The organism is Prescottella soli (assembly GCF_040024445.1).
GTDB lineage: Bacteria > Actinomycetota > Actinomycetes > Mycobacteriales > Mycobacteriaceae > Prescottella > Prescottella soli.
This window is the reverse complement of record NZ_CP157276.1, coordinates 4,931,281-4,953,500: the sequence shown is the minus strand read 5'-3', so window position 1 is coordinate 4,953,500 and position 22,220 is coordinate 4,931,281. Positions and strand designations below refer to the sequence as shown.

Genomic DNA, 22,220 nt, shown 5'->3' with positions numbered 1-22,220 from the left:
CAACGCAGAGCAGTCCCCCTCATTGTTCTACGCCGATTCGGGGTCGGTCACGTCAGGTTCGGCGGGATGGGCGGAGCGGCACGGACAACGGCAACGAGGCCGGCCGACGGATTGTGTCCGTCGACCGGCCTCGTGTTTTTCCGTGCTCGATCAGCCGATGGGCTGGATCGGGTCAGGTTCTTCGATCACCACCATCGCGCCCGCGACGTCCCCGTCGTGGGTCAGCGACAGGTGGATCTTCGCGCTCGGCAGGAATTCGGCGGCCTCGCCGTGCAGCTTGATGGTGGGTCGACCCCACGCGTCGTTGACGACCTCGACCAGCACGTAGGCGTTGTCGCCGACGGCCGGCGGCCGGGCGAACCGCGAGGCCGCCCACGCCTTGATCACCGCTTCCTTCGCGGCCCAGCGGACCGCGTAGTGCCGCGCCGGGTCGGTGCTGCGGGACTCGCAGTACCGACGCTCGGCGGGCCGGAAGCTCGACAGCATCGCGGTGCCCGGGCGCTTCATCTGCTCCGCGAACTCCGAGATCGTGACGACGTCGAAGCCGATTCCGAGGACTGCCATCACTGGCACCCGGGCTTTCCGGTGCGGTACACGTCGTCGTCGCCCAGGCGTGCGTCCTCGGTGAGCAGCATGTCCGCCTCGAGCTGACGGGCAGCCTTGGCCGGGACCGAGTCACCGCCGAAGCGACGGTCGGCCGGACGCTCGTAGAGGCTGTCGCCACCGCACATCGCCGACGCCAGTCGACGCTGACCGTCGATGGTGCGCTGCTGCGCCTGCGCCAGGTAGGCGTCGCGCTGGTCGGCCGGGATCGACTCGACGAACGCCTGCGGGTGCACGATCGCGATCAGACCCGACACGTGACCGAAGCCGAGGCTGGTCAGCAGGCCGGCCTTGAGCGGGAGCTGCTCGCCGAAGCGCAGCGGCGTCCGCGGCCACACGAGGTGCGAGAACTCGGCCATCTTGTCGTCGACGCAGTCGAGGCTGCGGTTCGGCGGGATCACGCCCTGGCTGAGGACCTGGCACAGGCCGATCAGCTGGAACGCCGCCGCGCCACCCTTGGCGTGACCGGTGAGCGTCTTCTGCGAGATCACGAACAGCGGGGCGCCGTCGGTGCGGCCCAGGGACGCGGCCAGACGCTCGTGCAGCTCGGCCTCGTTCGGGTCGTTCGCCGCGGTCGAGGTGTCGTGCTTGGAGACCACCGAGATGTCGTCGGCGGTGATTCCGAGCGCGTTGAGCGACAGCGCGAGCTGCGAGTCCTGTCCCCCGCGTCCGGCGCCGAGGGCACCGATGCCGGGAGCCGGGATCGAGGTGTGCACGCCGTCGGCGAACGAACCCGCCCACGCGACCACGCCGAGGACCGGCAGGCCCATCTCCAGCGCGAGGTCACCGCGCGCCAGCAGGATCGTGCCGCCACCGGCCGACTCGACGAAGCCGCCGCGACGACGGTCGTTGGCCCGCGAGAAGCGGTTGTCGGCGATGCCCTTGGCCGACATCTCGTCCGACTTCGCGGTCGCCGACATGTCGCCGAAGCCGACGATGCCCTCGATGCCCAGGTCGTCGAAGCCACCGGCCACGACCAGCTTGGCCTTGCCGAGCTTGATCTTGTCGACGCCCTCCTCGACGGAGACCGCGGCCGTGGCGCACGCCGCGACCGGGTGCACCATCGCACCGTAGCCGCCGACGTACGACTGGACGACGTGCGCGGCGATGACGTTCGGCAGGGCCTCCTGCAGGATGTCGTTCGCGCGGGACTCGCCGAGCAGCGTGTCGATGTACAGCGAGCGCATCGACGTCATACCGCCCATGCCGGTGCCCTGAGTGTTGGCGACGAACGCCGGGTGCACCCAGCGCAGCAGCTCGGACGGGGTGAAGCCGCCGGTGAGGAACGCGTCCACGGTGGTGACGATGTTCCACAGGCCGACGCGGTCCACGGATCCGGCCATGTCGGCGGGGATGCCCCACTTGGTGACGTCGAATCCGGTCGGGATCTGACCGCCGACCGTGCGGGTCAGCTTCACCTTGCGCGGCACGCGGATCTCGGTGCCGGCCTTGCGGGTGACCGTCCAGTCGCCGCTCTCCGGGTCGACCGCGGCGGTCGTGTTCTCCGGATCGGAGTCGACGAACGCGCGGGCCTCGGCCTCGGAGCCGACGACGAAGGACAGGTCCTTGTCGATGAACACCGACGTCAGCAGCGGGGCGGTGTTGTCGACCATCGCGCCCTCGTCGCCGTAGGTGCGGATGCCGCAGCGCTCGACGACGGTGTCGTGGTAGCGGTCGGCGATCTCCTCCTCGGGCACCAGGTCGCCGCTTTCGACGTCGTACCAGCCCGGCTTGGGATCGTTCTCCCAGGCGACCAGTCCGGTGTTCCACGCCAGCTCGAGCACGCCGGCCGCCGAGAGCTGCTCGTCGACCTCCATCTCGAAGCGGGTCCGCGAGGAGCCGTAGGGGCCGAGCTCGCCGGCGCCGACGATGACGACCAGGTCGGCGGGGTCGACGTCCAGCTCGGGCCACGACGGCGCGTCCAGAGCGTCAACGATCCGCGGCGGGGCCGGAAGGGCGGCAATGGAGTTCGCGTCCAGTTCGGACGCCTTGGCCGATTCCTTCGTAGCCTCGGCCGCCTCGGCGGCTTCCTTCGCCAGCGCCGGCAGGTCGAGGTCGACCTCGGCGAGTCCACCGGTGAGATCCACCACGCGCGGTGCGTCCGCGGCGGCGCGCTTGGCGTCGGCGGTGCACGAGCCCAGCAGCTCGGTGGCCATCTCGTCGGTGGACCACGTGCGCACGCCCTTGGCCTCGACGGCCTCGACCATCGGGTCGTTGCCGCCCATCAGGCCGGTGCCGCGCACCCAACCGATCAGCGCGTGGACGAGGGTGACCCGCTCGGCCCACGTGCGCTCGGCCGACCAGCGGCCGACGATGGCGTCGAGTGCGGCCTTGGACTCGCCGTAGGCGCCGTCGCCGCCGAACAGGCCGCGGTTCGGGGAACCGGGCAGCACGACGTGCAGGTGGGTGTCGACGTCACTGTCGTAGCCGATCTTCGACAGGCCGCCGATCAGGCGCTCCACCGACCACAGCAGCACCCGCATCTCCATCTCGGCGCGGGCGCCGGCGTCGGAGAGCTCGCCCGCCACGCGCGGTGCGGCGAACGGGAACAGCATCGTCGGAGTCATCGCCTCCTTGATCAGCTTCTTCGCACCGCCGGCGGTCTCGGTCTGCACCGTGCCGACCCAGTCGATGAGCGCGTCCACGTCGGCGTACGACGCCATGTTCGCGGGGACGACCCACAGGGCCGCACCGGCACGCGCGTTCGCGCTGTAGAGCTTGCGGTAGAAGCCGAGTCGCTCGCTGTCGAGACGCGACGTGGTCACGACGACCGTCGCGCCGCCGCCGAGCAGCTTGCCCGCCACGGATGCGGCGATCGAGCCCTTGCTGGCGCCCGTGACGACGGCGATCTCACCGGTGTACTGGCCGGTCTCGTCGATGGGTGCGACCGCGACCTGCGCGATGCGTCCGTAGAGCTCGGCCAGCGTGGTGCGGCCGGCCTCGGTCGCGCGCTGCTGCCACCACTGGGCGTGGGCGGCCACGGCGGCACCGGCGCCGTCGAAACGCTCGACGGTCAGGTCGGTCTCGCCGGTCCAGGCACGGGCCAGGTCCTCGCGTGCGGTGGCCCAGCGGTCGTCGATCAGGACGGCCTTCTTGGCGTCGAACGCGGGGGCGACCAGGCGCGGCCAGTCGGAGCCCAGCTCGGCCGACACGAGGTCGACGAGCGCGGTGTCCTCGGATGCGACTGCGGCGGCGGCGGATTCGCTGAAGCCGAGCTGCTCGAGCACCAGGCGGGCGGCGGAGGCGAGCACGCCGTTGCGTCCGGTGATGTGCTCGGTGAACTCGCCGAGCGCGGCGGCGTCGACGGTGCCACCGGCACCGCCACCGGCCGCCGGCATCGACACTGCGACACCGCGGCGCGACGCGACGGACTGGACCGCGGCGTCGACCAGGGCGTCGACGGCGGCACCGTCGGCGATCGCACCCTCGTGCAGTCCGCCCATGGCACCACCGCGGACGCTGGAACCGTCACGGGTGCCGAGCGCGACCTCGGCCGTCACGTGGTGGGCCCAGCCGTCGCCGAGCTCCCAGACCTTCTTCACACGGTCCGCGATCGCGGCGGGGCGGCGGCCCGACGGGCCGAACACCTTGCGCAGGTGGTCGTTGATCGAGTCGCTCAGCACCGGGCCGAACGGCTTGTAGGTGCGGGCCAGACGGTCGACCGTGACTGCCAGCGAGCCCATGTCGGCGTCGGCGGCACCGTCGATCGCACCGAGGGACAGCTCGGCGCCGAGGTCGACGAGCAGCTGGTTGCGGCGCGAGGACACGCCGTCGCACAGCGCCTCGATGGTGTCGGCGGGGCCGATCTGGTCCGGGCGCAGCTTCGTCCACAGCGCGATGAGCACCTTGGTGGCGTCGGCAGCCTTGAACGCGATGTCGTCCGGGCGCGGGCCACCCGCCGGAGCAGCCGGGGCCGCGACCGGTGCGGGCGCAGCGGCCGGTGCCGCGGCAGCCGCGGGAGCTGCACTCTCGATGGGCTCGTCGTCCTCCACCGGCGCCGGGTCAACGTCGGTGCTGTAGACGACCGACGCCTCACGCTCGATGTTGAGGACCTCGACCTTGGTGTTCGCGTGCTCGGGCAGCTTCATCGTCTGCGATGCGAGGTTCGCGACGGTCGGGGTGGCGCCCAGACCGATCTCGACGAAGCGCTCGACACCGAGTCCACCGTCGATCTCGTCCGTGAACAGCAGGTCCTGCGTCTCGATCCAGCGGACCGGGCTGGCGAACTGCCAGGCCAGCAGCTCGATGAGGATCACGCGGGTCAGCGCGACCGGACGCGCGGCCCAGTTGTCGAAGTCCGCGAGCACGGCCTGCAGCTGCTCCGACGGCACCAGGTCGGCGATCTCCTGGACGAAGTCACGCCCCAGGTTGAACAGCTTCGGCACCAGGTTCGGGATGTAGCGGCCGATCAGCAGCGACGGGTCGATGTCCTGCGGCAGCAGCTCGTCGAGCTTGGCGCGGAAGTCGTCCACACCGCCACGCAGGACGGTCGAGTGGAACGGCACGTCGATGCCGGGCACCACGATGAACGCACGCTTGCCGCCGAAAGCCTCACGGCGGATGTCGATCTCACGCTCGAGGGCGGCGAGACCCTTGACCGTGCCGGCGATCGCGTACTGCGAACCCTTGAGGTTCAGGTTGACGATCTGCAAGAACTCTCCGGTCGCGTCGGCGACGCCACCCACGAAGGCTTGCAGCTCGTCGTCGGCGACACCGATCTGCGACGGACGGATCGCGGCCATGCGGTAGTCGCTGCGGCCGGCACCGTCACGCGGGACCAGCTCGTGCATCGCCGAACCGCGCTGGAAGACGACCTCGAGCAGCGCCTCGAGCGGCAGCACGCCGGCGACCGCGGTGAGGGCGTTGTACTCGCCGACCGAGTGACCGGCCAGGTAGGAGCCCTCGACGAAGGCGCCGGACTCACGGAGTTCGGCGACTTGCGCGACACCGAGCGTCGCCATGGCGACCTGGGTGAACTGGGTCAGGTGCAGCACGCCGTCGGGATGGCGGTGCTCGACGCCCCGCGCCTTGACCAGCGTCGGGTTGTCGCGGACGACGGCGAGGATCGAGAAGCCGAGCGCCTCGCGGGTGTGCTTGTCGGCGCGCTCCCAGATCTCGCGGGCGGCCTTGCTTCGCGAGCGGGCGTCGAGGCCCATGCCGGGACGCTGGATGCCCTGGCCCGGGAACGCGTAGACGGTCTTCGGCGCGGCGGTGCGGCCGGTCGCGACCATCACCAGGTCGCCGTCGACGCGGCAGCCGACCTCGACGATCTCGTCACCACGATCGGTGGCGACGCGGTCGACGCGGACGTCGATCTCGGCGCCGGGGCGGACCATGCCGAGGAAGCGCGCGGTCCACGCGGTCAGCCGGCGCGCCGGGGTCTTGGACTCGGGATCGATCGCGATGACGGCCTGCTGGGCGGCGGCCGACAGCCACATGCCGTGGACGATCGGGCTGCCGAGGCCCGCGAGCAGCGCCGCGGCGTCGGAGGTGTGGATCGGGTTGTGGTCACCCGACACGCGGGCGAACGCCGCCATGTTGCGCGGCGCGACCATCTTCAGGTCGCGGCGACGACGGCGCGGGGTCTCCGCGACGTCGGCGGACAGCGAGCCGCCGGCCCGGGCCGGGTCGGCCAGCTCGCCCTTGCCGGTGCGGCCGCGGATCGCGAAGCGCTCGGTGAGCGTGGCGACGGCGGGAGCGTCGAGGCCCTCGCCGAGCATCGCGCCGACCTCGACACGCACCTCGACGACGCGGCCCATGTCGGTGTCGACGACGTCGCCGGCCTCGGCGCGGACCACGAGAATGCTGGTCTCCGAGGGCAGTTCGCCGACGAGGTTCACGGCGTGGTCGAGGTGGACCAGGTCGAGCATGCCCTCGATGACGTGCACGCCGGACTCGGTCGTGGCGGCGCCGAGTGCAGCGAAGACGGCCGGCCAGCAGGCGCCGACGACGACGTCGGGCACGGCCTTGCCACTGGTGCTCACGGTCGCGGGCAGGCCGACACCGGTGACACCGGCGTGGTCGGCGATCAGGTCCGGCGTCCACGCCAGGTTGATGTGCGCGACACCGTTCTTCACCGCCGGAAGCTCCTGGCCGGCAGCGACGCCGAGCAGGGCCGACATCGACGCCTGGGCGTCGGCCTCGGTGATGACCGGGGCGCCGCCGTCACGGACGGTGGCGGGCACGGTGATCCGGATCTCGACGGCCTTGCCGAGCGCCAGCGGCACCGTCAGGTCGACGTGCTCGGTATCGGCGACGACGAGGCGTGCGCCGGTCTTGTCGTGGCTCGCGACGGTGTCGGACTCGATGGTCCACTCCGCGACGTCGCCGAGACGGCGCACCGGGTTCTGCGTCAGGCGGGCGGCCCACCGCACGTCGGGGGCGGTGAGGACGGCGTCGAGCAGCCCGGTGCCGAAGCCGCCGTGGCGGCGACCGGCGATCGGGGTCGGGGTGGCGCCGGCGGCGACCAGTTCGTCGGCCGTGGCCTTCTCGAAGCGGTCGAGCAGCTCACCGACGGGCTCGTCGACGCGGGTGATGCCGGCGACCGCGACGGTGCCGGGGATGATGCACACCTGGTCGGCGGTGTAGCGCGGATCGTGCGCCTGCCACAGCGAGTCCGAACGCCACCAGCGACGCACGTCGCCGTCGACGACGGGCACGAAGTTGGCCGGCTTGCCTGGGGTCTTGCACAGCGCGACGAAGAACGGGACGTCGGCCGGGTGCAGGACGGTGGTGGCGTAGTCGGGGTACGCGGCCTCGAGCGCGCACAGCGCCGCGAAGGGCCGGTCGAGCGTCGCGGCATCCGCGAACAGCGTCTGGATCGGGCCGCGGTCGTTGCGGTGCAGGCGGGCCTCGGCGCGCTGGAGCATCTCGCCGAAGCGGTCACGCCACGACACGTCCAGCCACACCGACTGCGTGGCGTCGGCGATCGCGTCCTGCACGTCGCCACCGCAGTCGAACGCCTGCGGGGAGTCGATGCCCACGGCCAGCTCCAGGTAGCGGCGCAGCCACTGCTGGTAGGTCATGGTCGCGACGTCGCCGAAGTACGGCTTGGCGGTCACGTCGAGCGCGGCGATGATCTCGTCGCGGCGGGCGGCGACGGCCTCGGCGTCGCCGGCGACCTCGTCGAGCAGACGACCGGTGCGCGATGCCGCGTTGTCGATCTCGTGGATGTCGGCGCCGAGCTGGCTGCGGCCGGAGGCCATGCCGCCCTCGGCGGTACCCGCACCGACCCAGTCCGGGGTGCCGGGGGTGTCGACGAGCATCTGCTTGACGTCGGCCGAGGTGGTGGCCTCGAGCGTCGCCATCGCGGCGGTGCCGACGAGGATGCCGTCGAGCGGCATCGCCGGGAAGCCGTACGCGGTGGACCAGCGACCGGTCAGGTAGTCGGCGGCCCGCTCGGGGGTGCCGATGCCGCCGCCGACGCACAGCACCAGGTTGTCGCGGGTGCGCAGCTCGGAGTAGGTGTCGAGCAGCAGGTCGTCGAGGTCCTCCCACGAGTGGTGACCGCCGGCGCGACCGCCCTCGATGTGAACGATGACCGGGTAGTTCGGCACCTCGTTCGCGATGCGGATCACGGAGCGGATCTGCGCGACGGTGCCCGGCTTGAACGCGACGTAGCTGAAGCCGGCCTCGGTCAGCTCGTCGATGATCGTGACGGCTTCCTCGAGCTCGGGGATGCCCGCGGTGACGACGACACCGTCGAACGGGGCACCCGCGGCGCGGGCACGCGGCACCAGTCGCTTGCCGCCCACGTGCAGCTTCCACAGGTACGGGTCCAGGAACATCGAGTTGAACTGGACGGCGCGACCCGGCTCGAGCAGGCCCTTCAGCTCCTCGACGTGGTCGGCGAAGATCTGCTCGGTGACCTGTCCGCCACCGGCCAGCTCGGCCCAGTGGCCGGCGTTGGCCGCCGCGGCGACGATCTTGGGGTCGACGGTCGTGGGGGTCATGCCGGCGAGCAGGATCGGCGAACGTCCGGTCAGCTTGGTGAACGCGGTCTCGACGGCGACACGGCCGTCGGGCAGCGCAACGGCCTTGGGCGCGAACTCGGTCCACGCGCGCGGCACCTCCGGTGTGGCGCCGGGAGTGAGCAGGTTGCGGTGACCGGCGCGGGTGGAGGCGGCGACGATGCCGACGCCCTGACCGCGCAGGCCCGTGGCGGTCATGCGGGTGAGCAGGTCGCCGGGGCCCAGGTCCAGGATCCACGCGGCGCCGGAGGAGATGGCGCCCTCGACCGCCTCGACCCAGTCGACCGGATCGACGAGCACGGCCTGCGCGAGCCCGCGGACCTGGTCGGCGTCGAGCCCACAGCGGGCGGCCCAGCCGCCGATGATGTCGACGGCCTCGTTCAGCGCCGGGTGGTGGAAGCCGACCTCGACGGACAGCGACTCGAACACGGGCGAGAAGACCGCACCGCCACGGGACTTGGCGTCGCGGGCGCGGGTCTCGTCGGCCGCGATCTGCTCGCAGCGCTGCTGGACGCGAGCAAGCTGCGCGGGCGGACCGGACAGCACGACGCGCCGGCGGCCGTTGCGGATCGCCATGACGGCGGAGCGATCGGCGTCGACGCCCTCGGCCAGTTCGGCGACGATCGCCGCGAGGCGCTCGGGATCGACGTTGGAGACGGCGAGCATCGGCGAGCGGTCCGCGGTGGCGATGATGCCGCGGCGGCGACCCACCAGTCCGGCGGCCGCGCCGATGAGCTGGGCGGTCGCGAGCAGCGCGCCGTCGGCGGCGCCGGCCCCCGAGACCGCGGCGGCGGCGATCAGGCCCTGCGAGTGGCCGATCGTCGCGACCGGCGCGGTGACGGCCGGGTCGAGGCCCTGCTGCTGCAGCGCGCGCAGCGCGGCGAGCTGGGTGAGGAACACGCCGGGCAGCGACACCGCGGCGGAGGTCAGCGCGGCCGCAGACGGGCCGGCGGCGTTGGCAGAGTCTTCATCGTCCGCGAGCTCCTGCTCGAGAATCCACGCGATCGGGTCGAATCCGACCGGCCGCACGACGAGAAGGTCCTGTGCCACCGGCGCGAGGATCGCGGCGGCTTCGTTGACGAGCTCCGTAAGGGACGGCTCGAGGCCGCTGTCGCGAGTGAGTTCGGCGAGCGCGCTCAGCCACGGCGCACCCTGGCCACCGAAGGCCAGCGCGTACGGCTCGCCGGCGCGGAGGCGGTCCACGAGCGGTCCCTGCGCGGCGGAGCGGACCGGAGACCGATCCGCACCGAACTGGCTGTTCTTCGAGGTTCGTCCGTTTCCTGCAGTGTCGTCGATCGTCACTGGAGTTGAGTCCTCTCCTGGTTCCCTGACGGGAGGTAGGTCGTGGTCGGCCGCCCTCGGCAGAGCTGACGCGCGATGTCCCGAGACATCCACGGCACCCCTCGAACGCGCTGGGAATACAGCGGATTCGGGCTCGTCAAGGTTGGCACAAAATCATGAGGGAAGCCTCACGTTTGGTTACACCCACACTTCCTACCAGCGAGTATCGAGTGACTTTGGCCACAGGACGCCGCTCAAGTGACCCGCGAGTAGACCACGTATCCGCGGGTCACGGGCCATGCGTGGACGTCCACAAACCTGAGGAAACCCTCACGTTGATTGTTATCAATTCGTGACCCTCTTGACGGCGGGGCCTCGACGTGCGGTCCGGGCGCGAAGGCGTTGTCGGAGGCGCCGATTAGCGTGCCGCCCCGAGCACACGACAACCGAACATCTTGGGGGGGAACCATGAGCACACCGGAGGTCCGCGCACTCACCGCGTTCGTCGACGACGTCCTGCCGCACGATCGATCCCACTGGCCGCCGGGGTGGCCCGGCGAGACGGAGGCCGCCCTGCTCGACGCCGTCTTCTCGGCCCGAGCCACCTACGGCACACCGACATCCGGCGTCCGACGCGTGATCGGGAACTGGCGCGCACACCGCGACGCGGAACTCGACGACCTGACCACACTCGCCGCCTTCGCCGACGCACCCGACCGGCTCGCCGAGATCCTCGGCAACCGCCAGCGTGTGCCCGGCAACTACACCACCAAGGCGGAGGCCGCGGCCCGGGCCGCGGCGGCGCTCGCCGAGGCGGGGATCCGTGGCAGCAACCGGGTCGGCGACGGCCGCGCCGCGTGGGAGGCGATCGCGGCCATACCCGGACTCGGCGCGACCACGTGGGAGACGTTCGTGCTGCGGCTGGGATTGATCGGACCCACAGCGCTCGATGCGGTGCACCAGTTCGTGGCCGAAGCCCTCGGCACCGACGAGTCGTCCCCGACGGAGGCGGAGGCCCTCGACCTGCTCGCCGCGACAGCCGACGGCGCCGGCATCGACCCGGCCGCGCTGCTCGGTGCGATCTGGCGATACCACCGGACCCGCGATCGAGCACCGAAGCCGTTGTCCGCGTAGCAGAATCGACCCGAACGCCCCGACGGCCGATCCTGCGAATCGGGACCGGCCGCCGGTGGCGTAGGCTGTTGGGCGCTCGCGCGAGTGGCGGAATTGGCAGACGCGCTGGATTTAGGTTCCAGTGTCTCAGGACGTGGGGGTTCAAGTCCCCCCTCGCGCACAGAGAGCAGTTCGACGAACTGCGACGAACGAGGTCACGAACTCGAAGGAGATCGTGACCTCGTTTTTTCGTTGCCATGTTGTGGATCGAGGTGCGTGCCTGCGGGCGAACCTATAACTCTTGCGCGGCGGCGAGTGCGTCGAAGGATCGGCGCAGGAGTTCGACTGCGTCCGTGCCCTCGGACTCAGCCCAGGTGGTCAGAGCGATGTCGAAGCAGGCGAGAGCGACCTGCACGAGTGTCTGCGCTCGTAGCTCCGCATAGCCACCGGCCAGACGCTCCCGGACGACCGGGACGAGCAGGTTCGCCCACGCCAGGTGCTTCTCGAGATTCCGGGCACGGAGGGACGGCGTGCTGGTGAGCACGCGCATCGTCCGCTTGCTGCGTTGCTCGTCGCCACCTGGTTGAGACAGCAGGGATTCTAAGGAGATCCGCAACGAGACCAGGGCCGGTTCATCGGCCGGCCGTGAGACGAAGGCGTCTCGGACGAACTCGCCCCAGCGAGTCAGGTCGCCAATGACCGCGTCTTCTTTGGCCGGGAAGTAACGGTGGAAGCTTCGGGCGGAGATACCGACCGCGGCGGCGATCTGCTCGACGGTGACCGAGTCGAAGCCGCGCTCGGCGAACAGGTCGACCGCGACCTCGGAGATGCGGGTGCGCACGGCCTCTCGCGTGATGTCGCGCAAGCCCGAGATCGGTGTCGAGGAACTTTCCACGTGAGCAGCGTACATGGACAAAGTTGTCAGTCTCTGACAGATTGGTCTGAGTATGCCACTCCGCCGAAAGGGAACCCATGGACAAGCGCACGCTCGGTAAGCAAGGTCTGACGGTCTCCGCCCTGGGATACGGCGCGATGGGCACAGCCATGGGCTACGGCCCGGCCGACGAGACTGAGTCGATCGCCGCCATCGGCAAGGCACACGATCTCGGCGTGACGATGTTCGACACCGCCGAGATGTACGGCTGGGGAGAGGGTGAGAAGCTGCTCGGCCGAGCGTTGGCACCGGTACGCGACGACGTCGTCATCGCCACGAAGTTCGGCTTCACCCGCTCATTCGGATTCGACTCTCGCCCCGAGCACATCCGCGAGGTCGTCGACACGAGCCTGCGCAATCTCGGCGTCGACACGATCGACGTGCTCTACCAGCACCGTCCCGACCCGGCCGTGCCCATCGAGGACGTGATCGGCACCATGAAGGAATTCGTCGACGCCGGCAAGGTCAAGTATCTGGGGCTGTCCGAAGCCGACGAAGCCACCATCCGCGCCGCGCACGCGGTGCACCCGATCTCGGTGTTGCAGACCGAGTATTCGATCTTCGCGCGAGAGGTCGAATCCCTCTTCCCCGTCCTCGAGGAACTCGGCATCGGATTCGTCGCCTACTCACCGCTGGCCCGCGGATTCCTCAGCGGCGCGGTCGCCTTCCGGGAGTACTACGACGCCAATGACTTCCGCCAGCACATCCCGTGGTGGGCGCCGGAGAACTTCGGAGCCAATGTCGCGATCGTCGACGAACTCACCAAACTCGCCCGCGGCAAGGGTGCCACCCTTGCCCAGTTGTCGTTGGCATGGCTCCTGGCTCGCCAGGACTACATCGTCCCGATCCCGGGCTCCCGCAACCCGTCTCGGGTCGAGCAGAACATCGCAGCTGCCGATCTGGTACTTACCGACGAGGATCTGGCCGCGATCGACCGCATCGCCCCCAATGGCGGGATCGGCGGCCGTATGTAGCGAAAACGGCCTGCACGACCGATCGCCCATGGCCCGGCCAGGCCGTAAAGGTTTCTGGATAGGGAACATTCGCAGGACCAGCAAGCTGGACGGATAACCCGGACTGTTGGTGGCCGGTTGTCGATACAGCGAAGTTCGAGCACGTTCGCGGACACACGTGGAGAAGACGCCTCCCGGCCGGCCTCCGCCAGTAACGCCGGACCCTCGCAACGGATATACGGACCGTCCGCTTCTTTTGCAGAGGGGGTAGATCTGAATGAAGCGCTCACTCTTCGTCCGAGCCGGCGCATTGGCCATCGGACTCATGGCACTCGGCTCCGGCGTCGCCAACGCCCAGGATGCCTGGCCAGTCGATCCTGGTCTGGGCGGTATCGGTACCCCGGTGGACGTCACGAACCTCGTGCTGATGCCCGATCAGCCCGAGTTCTGGAATCCCGCAATCGGCATGACCCGCGTCATCTCCCCGTACGGGAGAACCACCAGGATCGTGTGCACCGGCTACCGCGTCGACACCTCGTGCTGGCAGGCCGATCCAGCAGGAAACCCACACAAGCTCAATTCTCCCTTCAACATGGGCATCTTTGGGTCCATCGCTTCAACACCTGCGACCGGCGTCTTCATCTACCCGGGAATGATCCCCGGCTCATAGGCAACGACTACCCGACATCCTCCGAGGAAGGCTCCATGACTGCATGGGGGGCCTTCCTCGTTTGGGCCGAGCGAACGAGACGGCCTGTCCCGCACGCCGGTCGTCAACAGGACAGCCCGTGGAAGTGGTTGACTCCAGGTATGACCGGACGAGGAACAGTTATGAACCTCAGGAAGTCGCGCCTAGCCCTTCGCTGGGTTCTCGGCGTTCTCTCATGCATCCTCCTGGGCGTCTCGTTCTACACCGTCTTCTCCGACGCGCCGGCCAATTGGACACTGTCGTGGCCGTTGATGCTCTCGATTGCGGCTTGCCTCCTTCTTGCCCATCTTCTCGATCGCCACGGTCCTGTTGAATGATTCGTGGGTTCATGCGGTGATCGCAACACCACTGATCGATCGACTCCCGCGAAACGGCCGCGTGGCCGGTGATGCTCGTGTGCCGACACCATTGCGACCGTGTCGTCAACGCTCTGGAAGCGGCTGAGGAAATGTTCTGAATCGACGAGTCGGAGACTCTCTGTGACCAGGCAATGCGGACCGCGCACAGAGAGCAGTTCGACGAACCGCGACGCACGAGGCCACGAACTCAAAGGAGATCGTGGCCTCGTTGGGGTCCGGCCGACCGTCGGACCAGTGTGGCGTCACATTGCCCGCTGTTCGATCACTTCGCCTGGGCGAGCGAGACCGCGTCGGCGCCGGCCGGGAATCGCAGCTGGCCGGTCGTGTCGTGCACGGCCCGCCAGATCGTCTCGGCGACGTCGCTCTCCTCGGTGTAGAGCTCTTGGCTCGTGAAGTCGTCCATGATCCTCTTGGCCCACGGCGCATACGGCGCCGGAACCAGATCGTCCACCGACCCGCCGTCCGTCGCCCGGGCTGCGAAGTTGGTCGTCAGGCAGGCTCCCGGCTCGACCGTCTTCGCCCGAACACCGAAGGGCGCGAGCTCGAGCGCCAGGGATGCGGTGAACCCCTCGATGGCCATCTTGCTCGCCTTGTAGACCGCCGAGAGCGGCATGTGTCCGAGCACCACGCTGGAGGTCACGTTGACCACCACGCCGGAGCCACGCTCGCGGAACTGCGGCAGCACCGCCTGCGTCGTCGCCATCACGCCGAACGTGTTGGTCTCGAACACTTCCCGCACTCGGGACATGGGCGTGCCCTCGAACACGCCGATCGACGGGACGCCGGCGTTGTTCACCAGGACGTCGATGGATCCGGCCGTCTCGACCGCGGCGGCGATGGTCTCGGGCTCGGTGACGTCGAGCTCGACGACGCGGAGCCGGTCCGACTCGGGCAGGACGTCCGCACGCCGGGTGCGCATCGTGGCGATGACGTTCCACCCCTGCGAGTGGAAGTAGCGAGCGGTCGCCCGCCCGTATCCGGACGAGGCACCGGTGATCAGAACTGTCTTCATGTTGCGGTCCTTACGATGCGGTGGGATCCGCGGATCGGAACGACATCTTCCTGCTCCGGCGGAACTGCTGACATTCCCATTGAATCGCTTTGACCAGCGCGAATAGTAGAACTATCGTCGCCTCTTCTTGCACGATCCTCCCCCGGCTCCCGGTCAGACCAGCACGCGCGCGGGGGTGAGGGCGGTGTCGCGCAGGCGGGCCGCGTCCCGGCTCGGAGGTGCGCCGAACTGGCGGCGGTACTCGCGGCTGAACTGCGATGGGTTGTCGTAGCCGACGCGGCGGCCGACTCCGGTGACGTCGCCCGGGTGGGTGGCGAGCAGCAGCCGGGCCTCCTGGAGCCGGATCTGCTTCTGGAACTGGATGGGGCTCATCGCCGTCACCGCCTGGAAGTTTCGGTAGAAGGCGGAGACGCTCATGCCGGACAGACGGGCCACGTCCTCGACCCGGAAAGGCTGCGCGTAGTTCTCGCGGATCCAGCGGACGGCACGGGAGACGTGGGTGAGGCCGCTGTCGGCGAGGCCGAGCTGGCGCACCGTCGCGCCCTGCTCCCCTGTGATCAAGCGCCACAGAATCTCTCGTTTGACGAGCGGGGCGAGCGCGGCGCGGTCGCGAGGTTCGTCGAGCAGGCGCAGCAGCCGGACGACCGCGTCGAGGAGTGCGGGCGGGGCGTCACTGACGGCGATCCCCGACGGCGCACCTCCGCCGTCGCGGGGGATGTCTCCAGGACCGGCCTGCAGCAGCAATTCGGCGACCGCGGACGGTTCCAGCGTGAGACCGAACCCCAGCGCCGGGTGCTCCGGGTCGGCTTGGGTGAACTGCCCGGTGACGGGCAGGTCGACGGATGCGACCAGGTACTGCCCGGCGCCGTACTCGTAGACCCGGTCGCCGAGCGCGAGACGTTTGGCTCCCTGGGCGATGACTGCGAGCACCGTGCCGGACATCGAGGGTGCGGGCGGATCCGAACGATCGACCTGCGAGATCAAGACGCCGTCGATGGCCGTGGTCCAGTCGGGGCGGGCATGCCGGGCCAGCAAGGTGCGGAGCTCCTCGAGGTACATACCTCCATTGCAGCACCAAAAGGGGCCCCGACTCCCGAACCAGAGAGGATTGTGCAAGTGCGAGCGAGTATCGGCCTATCATTTTCGCAGGTCAGGCCGGTTCAATGGAATCACCCCATTCCAACACCGGACAGGAATACACCCATGATCGCCAACTACGGTTTCAACGCCACCCTGACCGCCAAGCCTGGCTCGGGTGACCGACTGGTCGACCTGCTGCTGACCGGACTGAACGAGGGAAGCCCCGGCGCGAGCGAACACTGTGTCGTCTACCTCGTCTCGCGTTCCGCGTCCGACCGCGACATCGTGCACGTCACCGAGGGCTGGACCAGCGAGGAGGACCACCACCGCATCTTCGCCGGCGAGGCCGCACAGGCCATCGTGGCCCGGATCGGCGCACTGCTGGCCAAGGAGTCCGAGTACACCGATTACGTCCCGGTTCGCGGCAAGGCCGCGTTCTGACAACGGCCAAGGCCCCCTCGTCCGACCGTCCGACGCACCCGAGAAAAGGCCCACGACCATGACCATGGCACGACCCGCACTGGACCCCGAACTGCGCGAACTCCTGGCCGACATGCCGCTGATGTCCCGGCTCAGCCACGAAGTTCTCGCCGAGCTGCGCCGGCTTCCCTCGACGCCCGTCGAGTCCCTTCTCGCCGACCGGCAGGTGGACTGGCACGAGATCACGGTGCCCGCCGGGGACGGCGCACCGATTCGGCTGTCCGTCTTCAGCCCCGCGAACACCGACCACACCACCCCCGCTCCCTGCGTCTACTGGATGCACGGCGGCGGAATGGTGATGGGCGACCGCTTCTCGCAGATCGACATCCCCCTGGACTGGCTCGACGAGTTCGGCGCGGTTGTGGTCTCGGTGGACTACCGGCTGGCACCCGAGGCCACCGGCAGCACCCTCGTCGACGACTGCTACCAGGGACTGCGCTGGATCACCGAACACGCCACCGAACTGGGCATCGATCCCGCGCGGATCGTCGTCGCGGGCGTCAGCGCGGGTGGCGGCCTCGCGGCGGGTGTCACGCTGCTGGCCCGCGACCTCGGTAGCCCGGCGATCGCTGCGCAGATCCTGGTCTGCCCCATGCTCGATCACCGCAACACCAGCACGTCCAGCCACCAGTACTCCGGCGCGCCCGGCGTCTGGACCCGCGAGATGAACGAGTTCGGATGGCGCGCCGTTCTCGGCGACCTCACCACCGACGAAGTGTCCCAGTACATCTCGCCCGCGCTCGCCGACGACCTTTCGGGCCTGCCGACCACCTACATCGACACCGGCTCCGCCGAGGTCTTCCGCGATGAGGACATCGATTACGCCACCCGCATCTGGGCGGCCGGCGGCCAGGCCGAACTCCAGGTCTGGGCGGGCGGCTTCCACGGCTTCGACACCCTGTATCCGCAGGCACAGATCTCGGCCACGGCCCGGCGAACCCGCACCGACTGGCTCGCCCGACACCTGCCTCCGGACTCCTGCGCATCGCAGACACGCTGAATCAGACCCACCGATCGATGTTTTCGCACAGTGCGCCGATAGGGCCGATAACGACATCTCCGTGTGGGTCCACCCAGCCCCCTCGCGCCGGCGGCCAGCGCGCGCGTCCACGGCGTGGGCGGGTCGAACCCGGGGCCGTCCACCTCCCCGGAAGTGCTGTCGACCAAGGGGATTCGCCAGTCCAGAGTGTCGTGGTTCCATGGGTCCGGGAGCGGCATACCGCCATCCTTCCCTACGATGGGCGGATGGCGCGGACACCGGACATCACGTCCCCACAGTTGGTGACCTACGACGGACTGCCCGGGTCCGCGGGCGGTGCACACTCGCTTCGAGTCAAGCAGCCCGACAAGGCATTCCAGCGCGTGCAGACCTTCGTCGAGGCCTGCACCGAACCGGTGTCGTCGGCGTCGTGGGTGTTCGAGGTCGCCACCGGTGGACCGCCCGCAGCGACGGAGCATCTGGTGGCGCTCGCCACCGAGCGCTTCGGCGGGCCCCGCCACCGTGCGCGAACCCACACGGAATGGAACGTCGCACCCAAATCCGTGAACGACGCGCTCGAGGCGCTCGTCGCCGTCGGCCCCGACGCGGTCACCAGCCACGGGCGTTCGCTTGCCGCGCTGACTTGCAGCATGCGCGTTCGCCTCCTCGACCCGGACGCCCGTGCCCCGTACCCCGACATCACCCCCGAGGCGTTCGGTCGCTTCGCCGTGGACGGATACGGCCGGCTTCTGGGCGGCTCCGGCGTGCGCGCGACCATCGGCACCGCCGCATCCTCGATGTCCCTGTGGCTGAACCTGCCCGCCGACGACCGCCTGTCCCCCGGCGCTCGTCATCTGCAGGACCATCTCCCGCTCCGGCTGTCCGCGAAACACTGGCGGCTCTGGCGCCCCACCCGCAGCGGCGACGCCTTCCGCTCCACCAAGATTCCCTCACCCGTCCACGACCCGGCCTGAGCCGCACCGAGACACCGCCGACGGCGTCGGCTCGGGCCGGTCCGTGAGGGCGGCAGGTCAGCGCCGGTTCGCCGTCTTGCGGTTCTGTTTCCGCGGGGGCGTCTTCTGGTTCACCGTGGGCCGGGCACCGGGCCTGGGCGCGTGGGCTTGCCGCTGCTGCGCGAGTTCGCGTTGCTTGGCGGCCACTTCCCGGTCGATCCGGGCGAACACGACGTGTTGCTGCACGTACGTCCAGACGTTGTTGCTCACCCAGTACAGCAGGATCGCGATCATCAAGGCCGGTCCGCCGACGAGGACACCCAACGGAAAGACCCAGAGCATGAGCTTGTTCATCAACGCCGCCTGCGGGCCCGCTGCCGCTTCCGGACTCTGCCGTGCCACCGATGCACGTGCGTTGAAGTGCGTGGCGACGGCGGCGATCACCATCAACGGAATCGCCACGGCCGCGATCGTGGCGACCGTCGGGACACCGCCATGGGACGCGAACGACGCCAGCGTGCTCTCCGGGGTGTTGATCGCCGCCGAGATCGGCGCACCGAACAATCGCGCGCTGAGGAACGACTGCACATCGGCCGCGCTGAAGACGTAATTCGCGGTGTGCGCGTTGTCCTCGATCGACATCCCGAGGCCGCCGTAACCGGTTCCGGTCCGGTTGAACGAGCGCAGAACGTGGTAGAGCCCGATGAACACCGGCGTCTGCACCAGGACCGGCAGGCAGCCCATCAACGGGTTGAAGCCGTGTTCCTTCTGCAGCTTCTGCATCTCCAGCGTCATGCGTTGGCGGTCGTCGCCGTACTTCTTCTGCAGGGCCTTGATCTGCGGTTGCAGTTCCCGCATCTGGAGGCTCGTACGTATCTGCCGGATCGCCGGCCCGAGCAGCAGCAGGCGCAGGGTGAACACCAGGAACACCACGGCCAGCGCCCAGGCGAAGCCGCTGTCCGGACCGAGTATCGAGCCGAACGCCTTGTGCCAGAACCACAGGATCGCGGACACCGGGTAGTAGATGAAATCGAGCATGAGCACCTCTTCGCTGCACGATGCGACGCGACGCGGCGTCGTGCGGATGGTGAATGCGCCGAGGCTCTCGGCGAGTACGGCGCAGGAGGACAGGGGTGACGGGCGCACCGCACAGCGAGGAGCTATGCGGTGGTCAGCACCTGTCCGGGCGCTCGGGGTCGACGGGGACGGCCGGGAGTATTCGGGGCGCTCTGCCGGCGGAAGGCGCCGCGCAGATGCCGCTCCTCGCGGGGCGGCCCGACAGCAGGTGCCGTCAGCAGGTGCAGCTGGGACAGCGAACCGCCCCCGCCGACAGCCAAGATCACCGCGATCGCGACCGCGGTGCCGGCGATCGCAGCCGGACCGTCGCCGGCGGAAGTGGTCGCAATCACCAAAGTCAGCACGGCTACCCACGTGAGCTGAACGACGTTCAGCTTCCCCGCGAGTGTCGACCAGATCCGTGCCATGACAGGCAGCGTACCGAAACCGACGCAGGCCGCCGAAGCGAGCCGACGCGGCCCCGGTGGAGGCGCGCGCGAGCCGTCCGCCCGGTGTCGATGCTGCAACCATTCCTGCGACTCGCGAACGGCCGGTCGGTTCGTCCGGCTAGCGTTCGAAAGTGTCGCGGCCACTCCCCGCCGTGACCCCGGTTCCGCGGCAGGCAGGGGGACGACGGTGTCCACACGTGTTCTCTCGGACTCGACCCACACCCACGTCGTCGACGTGGCCGCCGACAGGGTCGACATCGGCGAGTGGTTGTTCTCGCTGTCGGAGACCGAGTACCGGAGGTGCTGTCCCCCGGACCACATCACCACCGGCGTCGGCACCGCCGCGGACGGGCGACCGCTCGCGATCGGTGTCGAGACCTTCGGCGATGCCCTGATGATCCACCACTTCGTCGGCGAGGTCACCGAACCGCACCATTGCCGACTGGTCTCGACGTCGGAGGCCGTCGCCGCCGAGGGCCGGACGACGGTCGAGGTGATCTGGGAACTGCGCGCCGAGCCCACCGCCGACGGCCGCTGCGCCGTCACCGACCGGATCGCGGTGATTCCCACCGGGGACTACTTCGCCTTCCTCGACCATCACGGCATCACCTTCGAGGACGCCGCGGCGGCGTGCCACACCGCGTGCAGCGACCACAACCGGCGCGAGACCCCGCTCCTCGCCGCGAGCATCGCCCGCCGCGCGACGGCGTCGAACGGCCGACACTCGGTCAATCCCGTTGCCGCCGTGACCATCCGGCGTGACACCCCGGACGTCGACGGCGAGGCCGCGAAGGCGGTGGTCCGCCGCAACACCGAGCAGGTCCAGGGCGGCGGCGACTTCGCGGTGTTCGACGAACTGTTCGCCGACGACTACGTCGACCACACACCCCAACCCGGCACCACGCCCGACAAGGCCGGCACGAGACTGCTGTACCAGTCGCTGCGCGCCGCGTTCCCGGACTTCCACGCCGAGATCCACTGGCAGTCGGCGGAGGGCACCCTGGTGACGACCTACAAGACCTACCGCGGCACGCACCGGGGCGTGTTCATGGGCATCGCGCCCACCGGCCGGGCGGTCGAGTTCGAGACCGTCGACGCGATGCGGGTGCGCGACGGCAGGATCGTCGAGCACTGGGGTGTCGCGAACCTGCTGTCGCTGATGAAGCAGCTCGGCGACTGACGCCGCACCGGGTCAGGCGAACGACCCCCGCGCCGCGACGACCTCGCCGCCGACTACGACGAGCGACGGCTCCGCGAGCACCTGCGGGCCCGTGCGCGGATCCTGTTCGTAGACAATCAGATCCGCGGGTGCGCCCGCCGCGAGCCCGCCGCCGCCGAGCCAGGGCTGGGCGTTCCAGCACGCCGCGCCGAGCGCCTCGGTGGGCGTCATGCCGACCTTGCCGAGCGAGGCGACCTCGTCCGCGATCCGCCCGTGCCGGACGTGTCCGCCGGCGTCGGTGCCCGCGTAGATGGGAACGCCCGCATCACGCGCGGCGCCGATCGTGTCGTTCACCCGCGCGTACAGGTCGCGCATGTGCGCGGCGTACACCGGGAACCGCGTCGCGCCGTCGGCGATCTCCGGGAAGTTGTCGATGTTGATCAGCGTCGGGACCAGCGCGGTGCCGCGCTCGGCCATCATCGCGATCGTGGTGTCGGTCAGGCCGGTGCCGTGCTCGATGCAGTCGATCCCGGCGGCGATCAGCCCGGGCAGCGCGTCCTCGCCGAACACGTGCGCGGTCACGCGGGCGCCCTCGCGGTGCGCGGCCTCGATCGCCTCGACGAGGATGCCGTCGCTCCACAGCGGTGCCAGATCGCCGACCTCGCGATCGATCCAGTCCCCCACCAGCTTCACCCAGCCGTCGCCGGCGCGCGCCTGCCGCACCACCTCGTCGGGCAGCTGCGACTCGTCCTCGAGATCCACCGGCAGCCCGCGGATGTAGCGCTTGGGCGCGGCGATGTGCCGGCCGGCGCGGATGATCCGCGGCAGGCACGCGACGTCGTCGAGCGAGCGGGTGTCGACGGGCGATCCGGCATCACGCACCAGCAGGACGCCGGCGTCCCGCTCGGTGCGGGCCTGCGCCAGCGCCCCGTCGAGGTCCTCGGCGCCGCCGCCGTAGCGGATACCGATGTGGCAGTGGGCGTCGACGAGGCCGGGCAGGATCCAGCCCTCGGTGCACAGCGTCTGCGCACCCGGCACCGGCTCGTCGGTGATCTTCCCGTCCGCGATCCACAGCTCGAACGGCTGCTCGTCGGGCAGACCGGTGCCCCGCAGGTGGAACGAGGTCACGT

General features: G+C 69.7%; 15 protein-coding genes and 1 tRNA gene. 8 read left to right on the top strand and 8 right to left on the bottom strand.

Annotated features, from left to right (window positions below):
• Positions 1 to 150: 150 nt before the first annotated feature.
• Both acpS and ABI214_RS23000 read right to left on the bottom strand, forming a co-directional pair.
• Positions 151 to 564, bottom strand: a complete 414-nt coding sequence (acpS, locus tag ABI214_RS23005) for a holo-ACP synthase AcpS (RefSeq protein ID WP_127914271.1) — start codon at positions 562 to 564, stop codon at positions 151 to 153.
• Positions 564 to 9,875, bottom strand: a complete 9,312-nt coding sequence (locus ABI214_RS23000) for a fatty acid synthase subunit beta domain-containing protein (RefSeq protein WP_348604751.1) — start codon at positions 9,873 to 9,875, stop codon at positions 564 to 566. The genes acpS and ABI214_RS23000 overlap by 1 nt, the downstream gene beginning before the upstream one ends.
• Positions 9,876 to 10,322: 447 nt before the next feature.
• On the opposite strand from ABI214_RS23000, the gene ABI214_RS22995 reads away from it, so the two are divergent.
• Together ABI214_RS22995 and ABI214_RS22990 are read left to right on the top strand one after the other, a co-directional pair.
• A complete protein-coding gene (locus ABI214_RS22995; protein WP_348604750.1) occupies positions 10,323 to 10,988 on the top strand; it encodes a hypothetical protein in 666 nt (221 codons plus the stop codon).
• 78 nt (positions 10,989 to 11,066) lie between these two features.
• A tRNA-Leu gene (locus tag ABI214_RS22990) sits at positions 11,067 to 11,148 on the top strand.
• Between the two features lie 111 nt (positions 11,149 to 11,259).
• Here ABI214_RS22990 and ABI214_RS22985 read toward each other — a convergent pair.
• Complete coding sequence (locus ABI214_RS22985) at positions 11,260 to 11,862, bottom strand: TetR family transcriptional regulator (protein WP_348604749.1); 603 nt, start codon at positions 11,860 to 11,862, stop codon at positions 11,260 to 11,262.
• 77 nt (positions 11,863 to 11,939) lie between these two features.
• Between ABI214_RS22985 and ABI214_RS22980 the strand changes: the two genes are divergently transcribed.
• Together ABI214_RS22980 and ABI214_RS22975 are read left to right on the top strand one after the other, a co-directional pair.
• The gene (locus tag ABI214_RS22980) at positions 11,940 to 12,875 is read left to right on the top strand and encodes an aldo/keto reductase (RefSeq protein ID WP_348604748.1); all 936 of its coding nucleotides are present in this window, start codon (positions 11,940 to 11,942) and stop codon (positions 12,873 to 12,875) included.
• Positions 12,876 to 13,179: 304 nt separating this feature from the next.
• Positions 13,180 to 13,524 carry a hypothetical protein gene (locus ABI214_RS22975; protein ID WP_348604747.1) on the top strand — a complete coding sequence of 115 codons (345 nt, stop codon included), beginning with the start codon at positions 13,180 to 13,182 and terminating at the stop codon, positions 13,522 to 13,524.
• A gap of 660 nt (positions 13,525 to 14,184) precedes the next feature.
• Here the strand turns inward: ABI214_RS22975 and ABI214_RS22970 are convergent.
• Together ABI214_RS22970 and ABI214_RS22965 are read right to left on the bottom strand one after the other, a co-directional pair.
• Positions 14,185 to 14,934 carry an SDR family oxidoreductase gene (locus ABI214_RS22970; RefSeq protein ID WP_348604746.1) on the bottom strand — a complete coding sequence of 250 codons (750 nt, stop codon included), beginning with the start codon at positions 14,932 to 14,934 and terminating at the stop codon, positions 14,185 to 14,187.
• Between the two features lie 153 nt (positions 14,935 to 15,087).
• Positions 15,088 to 15,993 (bottom strand): AraC family transcriptional regulator, encoded by a 906-nt coding sequence (locus ABI214_RS22965; RefSeq protein WP_348604745.1) that lies wholly within the window; start codon positions 15,991 to 15,993, stop codon positions 15,088 to 15,090.
• A gap of 144 nt (positions 15,994 to 16,137) precedes the next feature.
• Here ABI214_RS22965 and ABI214_RS22960 point away from each other — a divergent pair, with 144 nt between their 5' ends.
• The 3 genes from ABI214_RS22960 (at position 16,138) to ABI214_RS22950 (ending at position 18,447) form a co-directional block, all read left to right on the top strand.
• Positions 16,138 to 16,455, top strand: coding sequence for a putative quinol monooxygenase (locus tag ABI214_RS22960; RefSeq protein ID WP_348604744.1), 318 nt, complete (start codon positions 16,138 to 16,140; stop codon positions 16,453 to 16,455).
• 58 nt (positions 16,456 to 16,513) lie between these two features.
• Positions 16,514 to 17,494, top strand: coding sequence for an alpha/beta hydrolase (locus ABI214_RS22955; RefSeq protein WP_348604743.1), 981 nt, complete (start codon positions 16,514 to 16,516; stop codon positions 17,492 to 17,494).
• Between the two features lie 245 nt (positions 17,495 to 17,739).
• Complete coding sequence (locus ABI214_RS22950; protein WP_348604742.1) at positions 17,740 to 18,447, top strand: hypothetical protein; 708 nt, start codon at positions 17,740 to 17,742, stop codon at positions 18,445 to 18,447.
• 57 nt (positions 18,448 to 18,504) lie between these two features.
• Here ABI214_RS22950 and yidC read toward each other — a convergent pair whose 3' ends face one another.
• Complete coding sequence (yidC, locus tag ABI214_RS22945; RefSeq protein ID WP_348604741.1) at positions 18,505 to 19,464, bottom strand: membrane protein insertase YidC; 960 nt, start codon at positions 19,462 to 19,464, stop codon at positions 18,505 to 18,507.
• A 122-nt stretch (positions 19,465 to 19,586) separates the two neighbouring features.
• On the bottom strand, positions 19,587 to 19,910 hold the full coding sequence (locus ABI214_RS22940; protein ID WP_348604740.1) for a DUF6412 domain-containing protein: 324 nt from the start codon (positions 19,908 to 19,910) through the stop codon (positions 19,587 to 19,589).
• Between the two features lie 208 nt (positions 19,911 to 20,118).
• On the opposite strand from ABI214_RS22940, the gene ABI214_RS22935 reads away from it, so the two are divergent.
• Positions 20,119 to 21,111, top strand: coding sequence for an ester cyclase (locus tag ABI214_RS22935; RefSeq protein ID WP_348604739.1), 993 nt, complete (start codon positions 20,119 to 20,121; stop codon positions 21,109 to 21,111).
• A 12-nt stretch (positions 21,112 to 21,123) separates the two neighbouring features.
• On the opposite strand, the gene ABI214_RS22930 is transcribed toward ABI214_RS22935, so the two are convergent.
• Positions 21,124 to 22,218, bottom strand: coding sequence for an amidohydrolase family protein (locus tag ABI214_RS22930; protein ID WP_348604738.1), 1,095 nt, complete (start codon positions 22,216 to 22,218; stop codon positions 21,124 to 21,126).
• Positions 22,219 to 22,220 lie beyond the last annotated feature (2 nt).

Excerpts from the sequence above, each read along its gene's own strand:
- acpS (WP_127914271.1), bottom strand. The coding sequence starts at position 564 with ATGGCAGTCCTCGGAATCGGCTTCGACGTCGTCACGATCTCGGAGTTC.
- ABI214_RS22995 (WP_348604750.1), top strand. The coding sequence starts at position 10,323 with ATGAGCACACCGGAGGTCCGCGCACTCACCGCGTTCGTCGACGACGTC.
- ABI214_RS22980 (WP_348604748.1), top strand. The coding sequence starts at position 11,940 with ATGGACAAGCGCACGCTCGGTAAGCAAGGTCTGACGGTCTCCGCCCTG.
- ABI214_RS22975 (WP_348604747.1), top strand. The coding sequence starts at position 13,180 with ATGGCACTCGGCTCCGGCGTCGCCAACGCCCAGGATGCCTGGCCAGTC.
- ABI214_RS22970 (WP_348604746.1), bottom strand. The coding sequence starts at position 14,934 with ATGAAGACAGTTCTGATCACCGGTGCCTCGTCCGGATACGGGCGGGCG.
- ABI214_RS22965 (WP_348604745.1), bottom strand. The coding sequence starts at position 15,993 with ATGTACCTCGAGGAGCTCCGCACCTTGCTGGCCCGGCATGCCCGCCCC.
- ABI214_RS22960 (WP_348604744.1), top strand. The coding sequence starts at position 16,138 with ATGATCGCCAACTACGGTTTCAACGCCACCCTGACCGCCAAGCCTGGC.
- ABI214_RS22955 (WP_348604743.1), top strand. The coding sequence starts at position 16,514 with ATGACCATGGCACGACCCGCACTGGACCCCGAACTGCGCGAACTCCTG.
- ABI214_RS22950 (WP_348604742.1), top strand. The coding sequence starts at position 17,740 with ATGGCGCGGACACCGGACATCACGTCCCCACAGTTGGTGACCTACGAC.
- yidC (WP_348604741.1), bottom strand. The coding sequence starts at position 19,464 with ATGCTCGATTTCATCTACTACCCGGTGTCCGCGATCCTGTGGTTCTGG.
- ABI214_RS22940 (WP_348604740.1), bottom strand. The coding sequence starts at position 19,910 with ATGGCACGGATCTGGTCGACACTCGCGGGGAAGCTGAACGTCGTTCAG.